This window comes from Actinosynnema sp. NPDC020468 (assembly GCF_040642015.1).
GTDB lineage: Bacteria > Actinomycetota > Actinomycetes > Mycobacteriales > Pseudonocardiaceae > Actinosynnema.
This window is the reverse complement of sequence record NZ_JBFAEO010000025.1, coordinates 70,839-86,811: the sequence shown is the minus strand read 5'-3', so window position 1 is coordinate 86,811 and position 15,973 is coordinate 70,839. Positions and strand designations below refer to the sequence as shown.

At 72.7% G+C, this 15,973-nt stretch carries 11 protein-coding genes and 2 pseudogenes; 5 read left to right on the top strand and 8 right to left on the bottom strand.

From position 1 onward, the window contains the following. Nucleotides 1-117: 117 nt before the first annotated feature. Nucleotides 118-1,491 (bottom strand): mycothione reductase, encoded by a 1,374-nt coding sequence (locus tag AB0G50_RS19605; RefSeq protein ID WP_360110322.1) that lies wholly within the window; start codon nucleotides 1,489-1,491, stop codon nucleotides 118-120. Nucleotides 1,492-1,520: 29 nt separating this feature from the next. Beyond that, nucleotides 1,521-2,060, bottom strand: a complete 540-nt coding sequence (locus AB0G50_RS19600; RefSeq protein WP_360110245.1) for a YbhB/YbcL family Raf kinase inhibitor-like protein — start codon at nucleotides 2,058-2,060, stop codon at nucleotides 1,521-1,523. A gap of 161 nt (nucleotides 2,061-2,221) precedes the next feature. Between AB0G50_RS19600 and AB0G50_RS19595 the strand changes: the two genes are divergently transcribed. Next, entirely contained in the window at nucleotides 2,222-3,052 is an 831-nt protein-coding gene (locus AB0G50_RS19595; protein ID WP_360110242.1) for a polysaccharide deacetylase family protein, read from the top strand. Between the two features lie 71 nt (nucleotides 3,053-3,123). Here the strand turns inward: AB0G50_RS19595 and lon are convergent. After that, a pseudogene (lon, locus tag AB0G50_RS19590) lies at nucleotides 3,124-5,488 on the bottom strand (endopeptidase La). 87 nt (nucleotides 5,489-5,575) lie between these two features. Then, on the bottom strand, nucleotides 5,576-6,925 hold the full coding sequence (locus AB0G50_RS19585) for a serine hydrolase domain-containing protein (RefSeq protein WP_360110239.1): 1,350 nt from the start codon (nucleotides 6,923-6,925) through the stop codon (nucleotides 5,576-5,578). 460 nt (nucleotides 6,926-7,385) lie between these two features. Between AB0G50_RS19585 and AB0G50_RS19580 the strand changes: the two genes are divergently transcribed. Both AB0G50_RS19580 and AB0G50_RS19575 read left to right on the top strand, forming a co-directional pair. Then, nucleotides 7,386-9,515 carry an acyltransferase family protein gene (locus AB0G50_RS19580; RefSeq protein ID WP_360110236.1) on the top strand — a complete coding sequence of 710 codons (2,130 nt, stop codon included), beginning with the start codon at nucleotides 7,386-7,388 and terminating at the stop codon, nucleotides 9,513-9,515. A 114-nt stretch (nucleotides 9,516-9,629) separates the two neighbouring features. After that, on the top strand, nucleotides 9,630-10,430 hold the full coding sequence (locus AB0G50_RS19575) for an SAM-dependent methyltransferase (RefSeq protein WP_360110233.1): 801 nt from the start codon (nucleotides 9,630-9,632) through the stop codon (nucleotides 10,428-10,430). Nucleotide 10,431: 1 nt separating this feature from the next. Here the strand turns inward: AB0G50_RS19575 and AB0G50_RS19570 are convergent, their stop codons facing one another. Together AB0G50_RS19570 and AB0G50_RS19565 are read right to left on the bottom strand one after the other, a co-directional pair. Beyond that, on the bottom strand, nucleotides 10,432-12,351 hold the full coding sequence (locus AB0G50_RS19570; RefSeq protein ID WP_360110230.1) for a patatin: 1,920 nt from the start codon (nucleotides 12,349-12,351) through the stop codon (nucleotides 10,432-10,434). A gap of 108 nt (nucleotides 12,352-12,459) precedes the next feature. After that, nucleotides 12,460-13,080, bottom strand: a complete 621-nt coding sequence (locus AB0G50_RS19565) for a CatB-related O-acetyltransferase (RefSeq protein ID WP_360110319.1) — start codon at nucleotides 13,078-13,080, stop codon at nucleotides 12,460-12,462. A 143-nt stretch (nucleotides 13,081-13,223) separates the two neighbouring features. On the opposite strand from AB0G50_RS19565, the pseudogene AB0G50_RS19560 reads away from it, so the two are divergent. Further along, a pseudogene (locus tag AB0G50_RS19560) lies at nucleotides 13,224-13,775 on the top strand (TetR/AcrR family transcriptional regulator); the annotation flags it as partial. A gap of 54 nt (nucleotides 13,776-13,829) precedes the next feature. On the opposite strand, the gene AB0G50_RS19555 reads toward AB0G50_RS19560, so the two are convergent. After that, the gene (locus AB0G50_RS19555) at nucleotides 13,830-14,528 is read right to left on the bottom strand and encodes a helix-turn-helix domain-containing protein (protein ID WP_360110227.1); all 699 of its coding nucleotides are present in this window, start codon (nucleotides 14,526-14,528) and stop codon (nucleotides 13,830-13,832) included. Nucleotides 14,529-14,607: 79 nt separating this feature from the next. Between AB0G50_RS19555 and AB0G50_RS19550 the strand changes: the two genes are divergently transcribed. After that, a complete protein-coding gene (locus AB0G50_RS19550; protein ID WP_360110224.1) occupies nucleotides 14,608-15,018 on the top strand; it encodes a VOC family protein in 411 nt (136 codons plus the stop codon). A gap of 12 nt (nucleotides 15,019-15,030) precedes the next feature. Here AB0G50_RS19550 and AB0G50_RS19545 read toward each other — a convergent pair whose 3' ends face one another. Then, nucleotides 15,031-15,957 (bottom strand): alpha/beta hydrolase, encoded by a 927-nt coding sequence (locus AB0G50_RS19545; RefSeq protein WP_360110221.1) that lies wholly within the window; start codon nucleotides 15,955-15,957, stop codon nucleotides 15,031-15,033. Nucleotides 15,958-15,973: the final 16 nt, after the last annotated feature.

Below are 15,973 nucleotides of genomic sequence, written 5' to 3'. Positions count from 1 at the left end.
TAACGCCCCGGTGATCGGGCGCGATCCTCGGAACGCGGGGACACCCGAGCCCCCGGACACGCCAGGAAGCCCGGCAGGCACGAGGGGTCCGGCCGGTTCTCCTGGCGTGCGGGCGCCCTAGTCCAGCGGCAGGTTGAGCAGGGCGTTCTCCACCACCTCGGGCATGCCCGGGTGGATCCAGTACTGCCCGCGCGCCATCGAGCGCGCGTCGAGGCCGAAGCTCATCGCCTGGATCAGGGGCTGGACCACCGTCGGCGCCTGCGGCCCGATCACGTGGGCGCCCAGGATCTCCCCGGTCGCCGGGTCGGCCAGCACCTTCGCGAAACCGGTCTCGTCCTCCATCGCCCAGCCGTACGCGATCGCGCCGTAGGGCTGGGTGCCGGTGACGTACCGGACGCCGCGCTCGCGGGCCTGCTCCTCGGTCAACCCCACCGACGCGATCTGCGGCGAGGAGAAGACCGCCGACGGGACGTACCGGTGGTCGGAGCGGATCCGGTCGTCGGGGTGCAGCAGGTTGTGCTGCACGACGCGCGCCTCGTGGTTGGCCACGTGCTTGAGCTGGTACTCCGAGGAGATGTCGCCCAGGGCGTAGACGCCGGGCGCGGTCGTCTCCTGGAAGTCGTCCACCCGGATCCGGCCGTCGGGGTGCAGTTCCACGCCCGCGGTCGCCAGGTCGAGCAGGTCGGTGTTCGGCGTGCGGCCGACCGCGACCAGCAACTCCTCGGACTCGACCACCTCCGAGCCGTCCGGACCCTCGAGGTGCAGCCGCACCACGCCGTCGACCCGCTCGGCGCGCACCGCCTTGCGGTTGGTCCGGACGTCCCACTTGCCCCTCGCGATCCCGGTGAACCGCTCGGCGATCTCGCGGTCCTCGTGGCGCAGCAGCACCTCCGAGCGCGCGACGACGGTGACCGCGACGCCGAACGACGAGAACACGTGCGCGAACTCGGCCGCCACGAACCCGCTGCCCAGGATGGTCAACCGGGGCGGGAGCGCGTCGAGGCGCATGACCGTGTCGGACGTGTGGTAGCCGACGCGGTCCAGGTCCGCCACGTCCGGCACGACCGGCCGGCCGCCGGCGGCGATCACGAACCGGTCGGCGGTGATCACCTCGCCGGTGCCCGTGTCGAGCGTCTTCGGGCCGACGAAGCGCGCGGTGCCCTCGTAGACGGTGACGTTCGCGTTGCCCTCGGCGCGCCACCGGCGACCGCCCTCGGCGATCGGGTCGATGCGGTCGAAGATCCGGTCCCGGACGTCGGTCCACCGGACGCCCTCGAGGGTGGCGTCCACGCCGAGCCTGCGGCCGGCCGCAGGTGTCGCCGCGACGTCCGCCGTGTGCACGAACATCTTCGTCGGGATGCAGCCGACGTTCAGGCACGTGCCGCCGAAGACGCCCTTCTCGACGAGGGCGATGTCGAGGTCGGCGAACCGCTCGTCCGCGATCGAGTTGCCGGAGCCGGTACCGATGATGACCAGGTCGAAGTGCCTCACGTCGTGCTGCAACCCACGACGTGAGGCGGTCATTCCCCGGGTCGGCTCGCGTACTTCGGGGTGATGATCGCCCGCGCGAGGGTGTGGAACGCGAGGGTGAAGGCCACCACGGCGGGTGAGGCGTCGCCGTCCACGCCCAGCTTCTCGACGTCGACCGCGTGCACGACGAAGTAGTAGCGGTGCGGGTGGTCGCCGGGCGGCGGCGCGGCGCCGCCGAACGCGCGGGTGCCGTAGTCGTTGCGCACGTGGAAGGCCTCGCCCGGCAGGGTGGCGTCCGACCCGCCCGCGCCGGTGGGCAGCGACGTGGTCGACACCGGCAGGTCCACCGCGACCCAGTGCCAGAAGCCGGACGGCGTGGGCGCGTCCGGGTCGAAGCACGTGACCACGAAACTCCTGGTGGCCTCGGGGAAACCGGACCAGCTCAGCTGCGGCGAGGTGTCGCCCGCTTCGTGAACGTGGGCCTGCGCCAGGGTTTCGCCGTCCTGAACGTCGGATGACGTCACGTCGAACCGGTCGACTTCGGGCAGCAGGGCGTAGGGGTCGGGTGCGACGGGGCGCTTGAGGCTCATCGGATCTCCACACGTGATCTTGCGGGGGGACCCGGTCGACCCTATCGACGTGTGACGTGTGCCGCAGGTTCAACCATGAGCAACTTAAGGGAGGCTGAAGACGTCTCTAATGGGTGAACCTCGCCGGACGGGTGAGGCCTTTTCCATTGGGGGAGAACCTAATGCGGAGATTTCGGGCAGCGGCGGCGGCTGCCCTGGTCCTGGTGGCCGTGGCCTGCACGACCCAGCCGGAGGCCGCGAAGCCCGTGGCCGCGACCGCCACCACGACCGCGGTCACCACCACCACGACGACCACACCGCCCACCGCCGTGCCCGGTCCGGGCGGCACCACGATCCCGGTGTTCCAGCACCCGTACGAGTACGGCACACCGCAGGCGGTCGTGCCGCCGTCGTCCGACGGGCTGCTGCCGGTCGTGCGCCGCGTCGAGACCGACAAGCCCTACGTGTTCATCACGATCGACGACGGCGCCGTGCGGCTGCCGGAGGCGCTGGAGCTGATCAAGTCCTCGGGCGTGGAGCCCACGCTGTTCCTCAACACCAAGTACGTGGACGGCAACGTCGACTTCTTCAAGTCGCTCAAGGACAAGGCCCACGCGCGGGTCCACTCGCACACGCACTCCCACCCGGACCTGACCACCCTCGGCGCGGCCGGCCAGCGCGACGAGATCTGCGGCAACGCCGACTACCTCGCCACCCAGTTCGGCACCAGGCCCTCGCTGTTCCGCCCGCCGTTCGGCAACTACGACCAGAACACCCGCCGCGTCGCCGCCGAGTGCGGTTTCCACGCGCTGGTGCTGTGGACCGCCGCGGTCAACGACGGCGTGGTCCAGTTCCAGGCGGGCGGCAAGCTCAACCCGGGCGACATCGTGCTGATGCACTTCCGGCAGACCTTCGTCCAGGACTGGCTCGCGTTCCTCAACCGCGCCCGGCAGGACGGCCTGACCCCGGTGGTGCTGGACGACTTCCTTTCGCCGACCGCGCCCCGGGCCTGACACCCGCGGACCCCCCACCCGGACACCCGGGACCACCTCGGTCCCCGGTGCCCGAGCGGAGGGTGCGCGGGCTAGGCGGCGACCGTCGCGGCCTCGGGCGTCAGCGCCAGGTCCAGCACCTCGGTGACGTCCGAGACCAGGTGGACGGTCAGCGCGTCGCGGACCTCGGCCGGCACGTCGTCCAGGTCCGGCTCGTTGCGCGCGGGCAGCAGCACGGTGGTCAGCCCCGCCCGGTGGGCGGCGAGCAGCTTCTGCTTCACCCCGCCGATCGGCAGCACGCGGCCGGTCAGCGACACCTCGCCGGTCATCGCCACGTCGGAGCGCACCGGGCGACCCGAGAGCAGCGACGCCAGCGCGGTCGTCATCGTCACGCCCGCCGAGGGACCGTCCTTCGGCACCGCGCCCGCCGGCACGTGGATGTGCACGCCCCGGTCGGCCAGCGCCTCGGCCCGCGCGTCGTGCGACCGCAGGTAGGACAGCGCGATCTGGGCCGACTCCTTCATCACCTCGCCCAGCTGCCCGGTCAGCGTCACACCGGACGCGCCGGTGCCCTTCTCCGCCAGCGACGCCTCCACGAACAGCACGTCACCGCCGGCGCCGGTCACCGCCGGCGCCGGTCACCGCCAACCCGGTCGCCACGCCCGGCACCGCGGTGCGCTCGGCCGACTCCGGGGTGAACTTCGGCGAGCCCAGGTAGGCGCGCAGGTCCGGCACGTCCACCGCGACCGGCAGCGTCTCCTGCTCCAGCGCGACCTTCGCGGTCACCTTCCGCAGCACCCGCGCGAGCGAGCGCTCCAACTGCCGCACGCCCGCCTCCCGGGTGTACTCGCCCGCGAGCCGGCGCAGCGCGCCGTCCGTCACCGACACGTCCTCGGCGGTCAACCCGGCCCGCTCGACCTGGCGCGGCAGCAGGTGGTCGCGGGCGATGGTGACCTTCTCGTCCTCGGTGTACCCGTCGAGCCGCACCAGCTCCATCCGGTCCAGCAGCGGGCCGGGGATGGACTCGAGCACGTTCGCCGTGGCCAGGAACACCACGTCGGACAGGTCGAGCTCGACCTCGAGGTAGTGGTCCCGGAACGTGTGGTTCTGCGCCGGGTCCAGCACCTCCAGCAGCGCCGCCGTCGGGTCGTCCCGGTAGTCCGCGCCGACCTTGTCGATCTCGTCCAGCAGCACCACGGGGTTCATCGAGCCCGCCTCGGAGATGGCCCGCACGATGCGACCGGGCAGCGCGCCGACGTAGGTGCGCCGGTGGCCGCGGATCTCGGCCTCGTCCCGCACGCCGCCCAGCGCGACCCGGACGAACTCGCGGCCCATGGCCCGTGCGACGGACTCGCCCAGCGACGTCTTGCCCACGCCGGGAGGGCCGACCAGGGCCAGCACCGCGCCGCTGCGCCGACCGCCGACGACACCCATGCCGCGGTCCGCCCGCCGCCTGCGCACCGCCAGGTACTCGGTGATGCGCTCCTTCACGTCGTCGAGGCCCGCGTGGTCGGCGTCCAGCACCGCCCGCGCGCCCGCGATGTCGTAGGAGTCCTCGGTGCGGTTCTGCCAGGGCAGCTCCAGCACCGTGTCGAGCCACGTCCGGATCCAGCCGACCTCGGGCGACTGCTCGGAGGTCCGCTCCAACTTGTCCACCTCGGCCAGCGCGGCCTTGCGGACGTGCTCGGGCAGGTCCGCGCCCTCGACGCGCGCCCGGTAGTCCTGCTCCTCGGTGGCGGGCCTGCCGTCCAGTTCGGCCAGTTCCTTGCGGATCGCGGCGAGCTGTTGGCGCAGCAGGAACTCGCGCTGCTGCTTCTCCACGCCCTCCTTGACGTCCTTGCGGATGGTCTCGGCGACGTCCATCTCGGTCAGGTGCTCGCGACCCCAGGCCAGCAGCTTCTCCAGCCGCTCGCCGACGTCGTCGGTCTCCAGCAGCCACACCTTCTGCTCGTCGGTGAGGTAGGAGGCGTACCCGGCCAGGTCGGCGAGCGCGGCCGGCTCGTCGACGGACTGCACCGAGTCGACCACCTGCCACGCGCCGCGCTGCTGGAGGATCGACGTCACCAGCGCCTTGTACTCGCGCGCCAGCTCGCGGGTCCGGTCGTCCACCGGCGGGGTGTCGGCGATCGTCGCCTCGACCCACAGCGCCGCGCCCGGTCCGGTCGTCCCGGTGCCGATCCGCACCCGCTCCGTGCCGCGGACCACGGCGGCGCGCTCGCCGCCCGCGAGCCTGCCGACCTGCTCGATCAGCGCGAGCGTGCCCACCTTGGCGTACTTGCCGTCCAGCCGGGGCACCAGCAGCACCTTCGAGCCGCCGCCGGGCGCCGTCGCGGCCTCCACGGCTGCGCGGGCCTCGGCGGTGGCGTCGGACCCGGTGAGCCGGATCGGCACGACCATGCCGGGCAGCACGACGACGTCGTCCAGGGGCAGCACCGGCAGCGCCAACGTCTCGCCCATGTTCTCCTCCAAAGTTGAGTCTGACCCACTCAACCAAGGTGAGCGCGGGATTGTTTCCGCCGGCTGTTCGCTCTGAGCGAGCCTCGGCTACGCCGGGGCGACCTCCTGCCGGCGCGCGGTCCGGCCGCCGAACTCGACCGCGGTCACCCGGCCCCGCGCGTCGCGGACGAAGCCGCCGGTGGCACGGCGGGTGTCGGCCGCCCTGGCCACCACGTCCTCGGCGACGAACGCGACCTCGAAGGCGGGCGGCGAGTTGTCGGGGTCCGAGATCACCAGCATCCGCGCCCACAGGGCGTCCTCGCGCGCGGTGAAGTCGAAGGCCAGCCCGCCCGTCTCGTACCGCCCGGTGTAGTCGGCCAGCTGCTCGGGCGTGCGCGGCAGGACGGGCGCGGCCGGGATCGGCGGCACGCCCGCGAGGTTCTCCAGGCACCAGTCGACCACCCGCGGTCCGACGACCCCGCCGCCCCTGCTGTTGGTCAGCACGGTGACCGCGAACCGCTGGTCGGGCAGCGTGACGAACTCCGAGACCTGGAGGTTGCTGACGTTGCCGCCGTGGCGCACCAGCTCGGCGTCGCCGTACCGGGTGCGCAGCCAGCTGAGCGCGACCTGCTCGTAGGGCAGGGCCGCCCGTCGCTGCGGCTCCCACAGCGCGGTCCGCGCCCGTTCGCCCAGCGGCGCGGCGCCGGTCGACTCGCCGAGGAGGAAGAACCGGGCCCAGCGCAGCTGGTCGCGCGCCGAGGACCACAGGCCGCCGGCCGCGGCCACCGACCGGGGCAGACCCAGGGTGTGCGCGACGACGGGCGTGCCGCCGGGCACCAGGGTGTGGCCGACGGTGTGGTGGCGGGTGAGCACGTCCCAGGGCAGGAAGTGCGAGTCGGTCATGCCCAGCGGCTCGAGCAGCCGGGTGCGCACCAGGTCCTCGTACGACGTGCCCGACACCACCTCGAGCACCCGGCCGGCCAGCACGAACCCGCTGTTGCTGTAGGAGAACACCTCGCCGGTCGGAAACACCTGCGGCAGGTCGCCGAACCCGGCGACGGCCTCGGCCAACCCGTCGGAGTCCCAACCGTTGTCGAGGTCCACGTCACCCAGGAATCCACCCGTGTGGGTGAGAAGGTGACGCAGTGTCACGGTCGCTCGGGCGGTCGGGTCCGCCAGCGGCAGGTCTGGGAGATACGTCACCACCGGCTCGTCCAGGTTCAGCAGGCCGTCCTCGACCAGCACCAGCACGGCGGCGGCGGTGAACGTCTTGGAGGTCGAGCCGACCATGAACAGGGTGTCGCCGTCGACCGGCGTCGGGGCGTCCACGCTGGACACGCCCGTGGCCAGCACCGACTCCTCGCCGTCCTGGAGGACGCCGACGGCGATCCCGGGGACTTCGGCCTCCCGGGCCCACTCGTCGAGTAGCGCCCGCAATTCCTGAAGATTTTTCGTCATTCTGTCGATCCCTCGTCTCGTCCCGGTGCGGACCACCCCATCGTTCGCCGCGCCGGCCCGACCCCGGTTGGTGCGCCAGGACGAACCTCCGCCCGCCGGTTCGTCGGCCGGCCCCAACCGCCCGACGCGCCCCGCGTCGGACCGCGTCTCAATTCGTGCCGGGCAAATCCGACCTGCGCAATTCCGGGCGGTGCGGACCGGATTCCGCGCCGGAATTCCGCGATCGCATTCCGCCGCCCATTCCGCCGGGTCGGTCGGCGCCGACCCCGCGACGTGCGCGCGGGTCACGTGGAGATCGCGTCCGTTGGGGTGCAGGGGGTTCGGCCACTGGGCGCAGTCGGGATCCGGTCGCGGCGGTGGACCTTCCGGCCGTGATTTGATTCATACCATCGACCCGTTCGAGTGACCCTCGAAAGGGCGTACGGTGCCTGCCCGAAGTAACTCAGGGGGGCACCACCACATGAGCACGTCCACTGAGCGGCGTCCCGACGACGCCGCTCCGACATCCACCCCGCGCCGGCGCGCCGACGCGGTGTTCCGGTCCGACATCCAGGCGCTGCGGGCGATCGCCGTCCTGGCGGTCGTGGTCGACCACTTCTGGCCCGAGGCGCTCACCGGCGGCTACGTCGGTGTCGACGTCTTCTTCGTCATCTCCGGCTACCTGATCACCTCGCACCTGGACCGCGAGATCGTCCGCGACGGCCGGGTCCGGCTGCGCCGGTTCTACGCCCGCCGGGTGCGGCGACTGCTGCCCGCCGCGTTCGTGGTCCTCGGGTTCGGCCTCGTCGCGGCCTACCTGCTGCTGCCCTACCCGCGCTGGGAGGCCACCGCGCAGGAGTCGTTCGCCGCCGCGACGTACTGGGAGAACTGGCTGCTCGCGGCCAAGTCCGTCGACTACTCGGCGGCCAACAGCGCGGCGAGCCTGGTCCGGCACTACTGGTCGCTGTCGGTCGAGGAGCAGTTCTACCTGTTCTGGCCGCTGCTCCTGCTGCTGTTCTTCAAGATCGGCCGACGGCGGTGGGTGGTCGCGGGCGTCGCGGCCATGGGGGCGCTGTCGCTGGCCTACAGCGTGTACCTGACCGCCACCTCGCCCAGTGAGGCGTATTTCGTCACGCCGGTGCGGGTGTGGGAGTTCGCGGTCGGCGCGGGGGTGGCCCTGGCCGCGAGCAGGCTCGTGCTGCCGAGGGTGCCTGCCGGGCTGGCCGCGTTCGCCGGGTTCGCGATGATCGTGGCCGCCGCGTTCGGCTTCGACCACACCACGCCGTTCCCCGGCTACGCGGCCCTCGTGCCCGCGCTGGGCACCGGGCTGGTGATCGTCTCCGGGCTGCGGCCCGGGCCGCAGTGGCACACCAGGGTGACCGCGTCCTGGCCCGTGCAGTTCGTCGGCGGCATCAGCTACTCGCTGTACCTGTGGCACTGGCCGGTGCTGCTGCTCGCGCCGTTCCTGCTGGGCGACGTGCTGCGGGCGGGTCGGCTCACCACGCCCGCGCTGCTCGCGGTGTTCGCCGTGTCGCTGGTGCTCGCCCAGTTGTCGAAGAAGTTCGTCGAGGACCGCGGCATGGCCTGGGCGCCGCTGACCCGCAGCTCGCGCCTCACGTTCGCGGGCATGGTGGCCGGGCTGGTCGTGGTGTCGCTGCTCGCCGGCGGTCTCCAGTGGACCTACGGCCGGCACGTCGCCCAGGCCGAGCGCGACGTCGCGGCCGGCGTCGCGGGACCGTGCCACGGCGCGTCGGCGATGATCGTCGCCAACGGCTGCCCGGCGCCGTTCGGCCCGGCGCGGACCACCGCCATGGGACCGGCCAACGAGTACTGGCACCCCGCGCCGGAGTGCCGGGAGCTCTCCGACCACAAGGCGGGCGACAAGACCACCACGTCGGTGTGCGACTTCAGCGGCGGAGCGCCCGGCGCGCGGAAGGTGTGGCTGGTCGGCGACTCGCACGCCCAGCAGTGGCAGGGTCCGCTGTTCGACCTGGCGCGCGAGCAGAAGTGGCTGTTCACGATCAGCTACCTGGGCGGCTGCCCGTTCGCCGACATCCGGTTCACCGGCTACCGGGAGAAGGCGCCGCCCGAGGACGTCCGCCGCTGCGAGGAGTGGACCGCGCGGATGACCGACGTGATCGCCGCCGACCGGCCCTCGACGGTGCTGCTGTCCTTCTTCGCCCGCCGGGAGAACGCCGACGACCACAGCGGACGCGACCAGGCCGCGCAGTACCGGGCCGGGTTGGAGCCGCGCTGGCGCAAGTGGACCGACGCGGGCGCGCGCGTCGTCGTGCTCGGCGACCCGCCGCTCAACGGCGAGGTCCGCGCGCCGGACTGCCCCGCGCTGAACCCGTCCGACCCGGCCGCGTGCGCCGTCGACCGGCACACCGCCCAGCCGCCGGACCCGCTGTCCGACGCGGCCCGCGCCACCGGCAACGACCGCGTGTCGCTGGTCGACCTGACCGACTACTTCTGCGACGAGAAGCGGTGCCACGCGGTCGTCGGGAACGTCGCGGTCTACTACGACCCGGACCACCTCAACGTGGAGTTCGGCAAAACCCTCAAGCCGATGCTCGCCGAGGCGTTGGCCGATGCCCTGACCGGGAGCTGAACGCGGCGGAACGTGACGAAGACGATCGACCGAACGGGTGACCCGGGCCCGTTCGGAGGTTGCTTCGCCGAGGTGCGGGCGGCACTATCGCGGCGTCTAGACGAGGAGATGTGCATGGAGCAGGCGAGCTGGGTCCCGTCGTCGGTGGACCTGGACCGACCGAGTGTGGCCCGGATGTACGACTACTACCTCGGCGGGTCGCACAACTTCGCGGTCGACCGCGAGGCCGCGAAGAACGTCGAGCGCATCTACCCGGGCATGGCCGGCGCGGCGCGGGCGAACCGCTCGTTCCTCCGCCGCGCCGTGCGATACCTGCTCTCCCAGGGCGTCGACCAGTTCCTGGACCTGGGGTCGGGCATCCCGACCGTCGGCAACGTGCACGAGATCGCCCAGGCCGCCAACCCGGCGGCACGGGTGGTCTACGCCGACGTCGAGCCGGTCGCGGTCGCGCACAGCACCGCGCTGCTGGCCGACAACCCGCTGGCGGTGGCGATCCAGGCGGACATGCGCGACCCCGACTCCGTGCTGGACCACGAGGAGGTCCGGCGCACGCTGGACTTCGACCGGCCGATCGGTGTCCTGATGGTCGCGGTGCTGCACTTCGTGTCCGACGCCGACGAGCCGCACAAGGCGATCGCCCGGTACCGCGAGGCGCTGCCCTCCGGCGGGTACATCGCGATCTCGCACGGCAGCGCGGACAACGTGCCGCGCGACGGGCTGGACGACAGCGAGAAGGTCAAGGCGATCTACCAGCGCACCGACAGCCCGCTGGTGCTGCGGTCGGGCGAGGAGATCGCGTCGTTCTTCACCGGGCTGGAGCTCGCCGAACCCGGCGTCGTGCCGCTGCCCGAGTGGCGGCCGGACTCCGACGACGCGTTCATCAGCGCGTTCGTCGGCGTCGGCCGCAAGCCGTAGGTCACTCGGGCGGGGTCATCCTGAGGTCGGGGTCGACCGGCGGCTCGCCGTCGAACGGCCCCTTCACCAGGTTGCCCAGACCGTCCAGGGTCAGCTCGATCCGCCCGCGCTCGGGGTCGAGGCCCTCCGGCGGGGTGCGGAACCACTCGTGGAGGTCCTCCGGGATCCGGTAGGTCGCGGCCAGTTCCCGGTACAGCGCCTCGCGCTGGTCGGCCTGGACCGCGAGCTCCTGGAGCTCCCGCACGGCCATCCGCATCCGGATCCACCGGTACCGGTCGGTGTCGGTCGAGTCGTCCGCGGTGAACCGCTCGCGCAGCAGCCTGCCCGCCTGCTCGCCGCGCCCGGCCAGCTCGAGGATCGTCTCCGGGCGCATGAACAGGTTCGTGCCGCCCTCGTCCTCGGCGACCCGGACGTGCGCGATCCGGCCGCGGAACCCGGGCATCGCGGACTGCATCGTGTCCCGCCAGTCCATCATCGTGTTCAGGATCGCGGCGGCGAAGTGCTGCACCTTGCCCAGGTCCGCGAACGGGCGACCGCTGGTCGACGCGTCCTGCTCGGGCAGCCACACGTCGGCCGCGTCCGGGGTCGGGTAGGGCTGGAGGGTGAGCCCGAACGTGGGCCAGCGCGGCAGCATCGAGTCGAAGAAGTGGATCGGGAAGTTGCTGGTGATGCCGCCGTCGGAGAACCAGTGCACGCGCGGTTCCGGCTCGGCGCGGACCAGGGGCACGGCGGCGATCAGCCCGGGCAGCGGCATGCTCATCCGCACCGCCAGCGCCACCGGGAGGTTCGCGGGCAGCACCCGAAGCACGGTGTCGTCCAGCGGGCAGGTGAGGTCGGTCGTGTCCTCGCCGAGCACGGCGACGGTGCGCGCCGGCACCACCTTGCCCAGGCAGTGCGGGCAGTAGAGCCAGTTCGCGGCCGGGTCGCCGAACGGCAGCCGGTAGGGCCGGCCCTCGGACAGGTCGGTGGTCATCAGCACCAGCGTGGTGTCGAGGTCGGCGAACGTCAGGTCGGTCGTGCCGGAGAGGTCGTCCAGCCGGTCGGCGAGCCAGTCGCTCAACGGCGGCACGCCGGTCGACCGCGGCACGCCGCAGCGGCGGTCCCAGAAGTTCGCCTTGAACGTCCCGGTTCCCGGCACCAGCCCGAAGTGCAGGTGCCGCGCCATCCGGTCGAGGAAACGCTTGGCGCCCAACAGGTACGTGGTCGCCACCGCGCTGAGGAACGCGAAGCCGGACACCAGCCAGACCACGACCGCGGCGGCCGTGGTGGCGAGGCTCGGCGCGGTCCACCGGGTCGCCGCGAACGCCGGGACCAATGGGATCAGCAGGAGCAGCGCGATCCCGATCCGCTGCCACCACCAGCCCGGTCGGCGCGGCGCGGCGGCCAGCAGGGCGGGCGGCACGGTCAGCACCACCAGCACGGTGAGCGCGACGAGCAGCCACGTCGGCGTGCTTCCCCAGTCGACCACCAGCACCCACGCGGTCGGGCCGAGCAGCCACAGCGCGAGAGCCAGGGTCAGCGCCGACTTCGCCCGCCACCCGATCGCGCCGAACAGCGCGAGCAACAGGCAGAACGCCGGGCTGCGACCCGTGGTGCCGCGTCGTTGCATGGCCGCCGCGACGATCCGGAACAGCTTGCGGGTGTCGTGGCCGGGTTGGAACAGCTGCGCGAGCCGCCAGTCCGGCGCGGCGAACCAGTGGATCACGTCCCGGAGCTTGTCGAACCCGCCCCGGTCGCGGCCCTTCTCGGCGGCGGCGGTGAACGCGGCCCCGATCGCGCCGGCGGACGCGCCGCCCAGCGACCGGAACCGGTAGTGCCGGGCGAGTTCGACCACGGCCCACGGGTAGACGACCCCGCTGGCCGTGCCGCCTCGCATGGTGAGGTCGCAGTACCGGTTCGACTCGTCCCGCTCGTCACCCACGGCAACCTCCTCGGCGCGCACCCATGATCCCGCCGGGTGTCCGCCGGGGCGCTAGGCCAACCGGTTGTTCACCGCCTTGTTGTGAAACGTCGTCGTGGGACGGCGGTGTCACGCCTCCGGGCGGAGGCGGGCCGCGAGGGCGGCGATCTCGGCCGGGGTGCCGGACATGATCGTGCGCACGTGCTCGGTGACGACGTCGATCGGCCAGTCCCACCAGCGGGCGGCCAGCAGCAGGTCGACGTCCTCGTCGGAGTACCGCTGCTTGATCGGCTTGGCCGGGTTGCCGCCGACGACGGTGTAGGGCGGCACGTCCGCGGTGACCACGGCGCCGGTGGCGACGATCGCGCCGTCACCGATGCGGACGCCGGGCATGACGAGCGCGCCGTAGCCGATCCACACGTCGTTGCCGACCACGGTGTCGCCCCGGGTTGCCATGTCCTGCAACAGGTCTGCGGTCCGCTCGGCCCACTCGCCGCCGAAGATCGTGAAGGGGAACGTCGAGACGCCGGTGGTCAGGTGGTTGGCGCCGGCCATGATGAACCGGGTGTTCGCGGCGATGGCGCAGAACCGGCCGATCACCAGCTTCTCCCGGCCGTAGCCGTAGAGGACGTTGCGGGTTTCGAACTCGGTCGCGTGGTCCGGGTCGTCGTAGTAGGTGTACTCGCCCACCTCGATCGTCGGCGACGTGACGAGCGGCTTGAGCAGGACCACGCGCGGGTGCGCAGGCATCGGGTGCAGGACGGTCGGGTCGGGGATCGCGGGCGGCGCGGGGACTGCGGGGGTTTCGCGGGTCAAGGTGGCTCCTATCGCGACTCGTGTCGCTTTAGGCTGGCATGAGGGGTGTCATAATGCAACACGGATCGCGTTAAGCGGTGGGTGACGAGGGAGGCGCGGTGGTCAGCAGGCCCGGTGGTCGGTCGGCGCGGGTGCGCGCGGCGGTGCTCGCGGCGACGTACGCGGAGTTGGCCGAGCGCGGTCACCTCGGGATGACCGTCGAGAACGTGGCCCGCCGCGCGGGGGTGCACCGGACGACCGTGTACCGGCGCTGGGCGACGGTGGAGTCGCTCGTCGCGGACGCGCTGGACCACTCGCGCGAGACGCCGTGGGAGGTGCCCGACACCGGGTCGCTGGAGGGCGACCTGATCGCGGTGGTCGGCGAGGTCGTCGACACGTTCGGCGATCCGGTCGCCCGGGCCGTGCCGGTGGCGGTGGTGGCGGCCGCGCTGCACTCGACGCCCGCCCGCGAGGCCAAGCGGCGGTTCTACGCCCGGCGGCACGCCGAGGCGGCCGCGGTGGTGGAGCGGGCCAAGGCGCGCGGGGAACTCCCGGCGGAGGTGGACGGCGAGGAGGTGGTCAAGCTCGCCTGCGCTCCGGTGTACCACCGGGTTTTCGTCACGGGCGAGCCGGTGGACCGGGCCTTGGCCGAGCGCAGCGCCCGGATCGCGGTGCACGCCGCGCGCGGCGGTTTCCTGAACGGGTCAGCGCGGGGTGGCGATCAGGACGCCCAGGGTCGAGCCGGCGGGGCGCAGCAGCGAGAAGTCGTGCCCGACGCCGTCGACGGTGGCGGCGGTGGTGCGGAACTCCACGACCGCGCGGCACTCCCACCAGGGGGTCAGGTCCGGGCGGTCGGCGCGCAGGGCGGCCAGTAGCGCGCGGGCGCGCGGTGCGTCCGGCGCCTGGTCCGCGTGCCGGCGGAACTCGCGGAAGACGGCCTGTGCCAGCGGTTCCCAGTCCGGGACCCGGGCGCGCCAGCGCGGCGAGGTGAACGCCAGCACCAGGTTGTCGGACTCCCCGAACAACCCGCCCGCGCGCACGTCGAACCACCCGTCCACGAGCGCGGCGGGTCGGCCGAGGCCCGCCACCAGGTGGCGCAACGGCTCCGGGTCCGGCTCGGCGGGCGGCGCGTGGTGGCCCGCGAGCGTCAGCACGTGCCGGTGCGCGTCGTCGTCCAGCCGCAACGCGCGGGCGACCGCGTCCAGCACCTCGCGCGAGGTGCCGACCCGGCCCTGTTCCAGCCACGTGTACCAGGACAGCCCGACACCGGACAGCGCCGCGACCTCCTCCCGCCGCAGACCCGGCGTGCGGCGGCGGCGCGACCCGGTCAGCCCGACGTCCGCCGGGTCCAGCAGCGCCCGGTGCGCGCGGAGGAACCGTCCCAACTCCTGCCTGGTGCCCACCCGTCCGAGCCTATTACCGGCGGTGACAGCACGAACCGGCTTCTCGTGGAGCGGACGGGTCCTCGGCAGGGTGGTGGTCATGGCACTGTGGCGACGCGACAACGACTCCTCCGACCGCACCGAACCCCGGGTGTACATCCGCGCCTTCGTCCCGCCCGGCGGGTTGGACGAGGCGATCGGCTTCTACGAACGGCTCCAGGACGTCCGGGTCGACCTGCGCGCCGACTACCCGGAGAAGCGGCTGAGCCTCGCGACCGTGGGCGCGTTCCTGATCGTGGAGGGCGAACCCGCGATCACCGAGCCGTTCCGGGCCACGCACGGGACGGTGCTGGTGGCCGACGTCGGGCCGTACCTGGAGCGGCTCGCGCGGGAGGGCGCCGAGGTGCTCGACCCGCCGGTGGACGTGCCCACCGGCGTCGGGTTCACCGCGCGGCACCCGGACGGCACCGTGGTCGAGTACGTGCACCACCGGCCCAAGCCGGGGGAGTAGCCGGGGGCGCTTCTAGATCAGGTCCAAGAACTCGTCCACCTCGGCCAGGGCCCGGCGGCGGACCGGCTCGGCGGACAGGAACAGGTCGTGCAGGCCGCCGTCGACCTGCACGATCCGCACGTCCCGGCCGATCTTCGGGCCCCACTTGCGCATGTGCTCGACGTCCAGCACGGTGTCGGCGGTCATCGCCTCGGGTGACCACGCCTTCGCGTGCAGGTGGCTGCGCGAGGACCGGAGCAGCAGCACGGGCACCTTCACGTCCAGCCCCCGGTGCAGGGTCGCCTGGGCCCGGCGGACCGCGCGCAGCCAGCCCGCGCGCACCGGGAACGCCTCGAGCGGCTTCCACGTGAGGTCGAAGTCCCACTCTCCGTGGTGGTCGCGGTGGATGCTCTCGCCGTAGACCGGGCCGAGGCCCGCCCGCAGCACCAGGCGTGGCGCGATCCGGCCGACGCCGCGCACGAACGCGGTGCCGATCGTGCGCATCACCCACGGTTCGGCCAGGTCCAGCCACGGGCTGTTGAGGACCAGGGCGTCGATCAGGTCGTCGTCGCGGCGTTCGTGCGCCCACAGGCTCGTGGTGAGACCGCCCGTCGAGTGGCCCATCAGCACGAGGTGGCGGTGGCCGTCCTCCTCGCGCACCACCCGCACGGCGGCGTCGATCTCCTCGTAGTGCTCGGCGAGGTCGGTCACGTAGTTCGCGATCTGGCCGGGCTTGAGGGACCGGCCGTACGCGCGCAGGTCCACCGCGTAGAAGTCGAAACCGCGCGCGGTGAAGTGCTCGGCGACGTGGCTCTGGAAGAAGTAGTCGGCGAACCCGTGCACGTAGAGGATCGCCCCCCTGGTCGCCGGCCGTGCCTGCCTGCGCACCAGCGTCGCGTGGACCTCACCGCCCAGCGGCAGTGTCCTGACCTCGTAGTCCGAGCCGAGCGCGTCCGTCATGCCGTCAGTGTGCAGG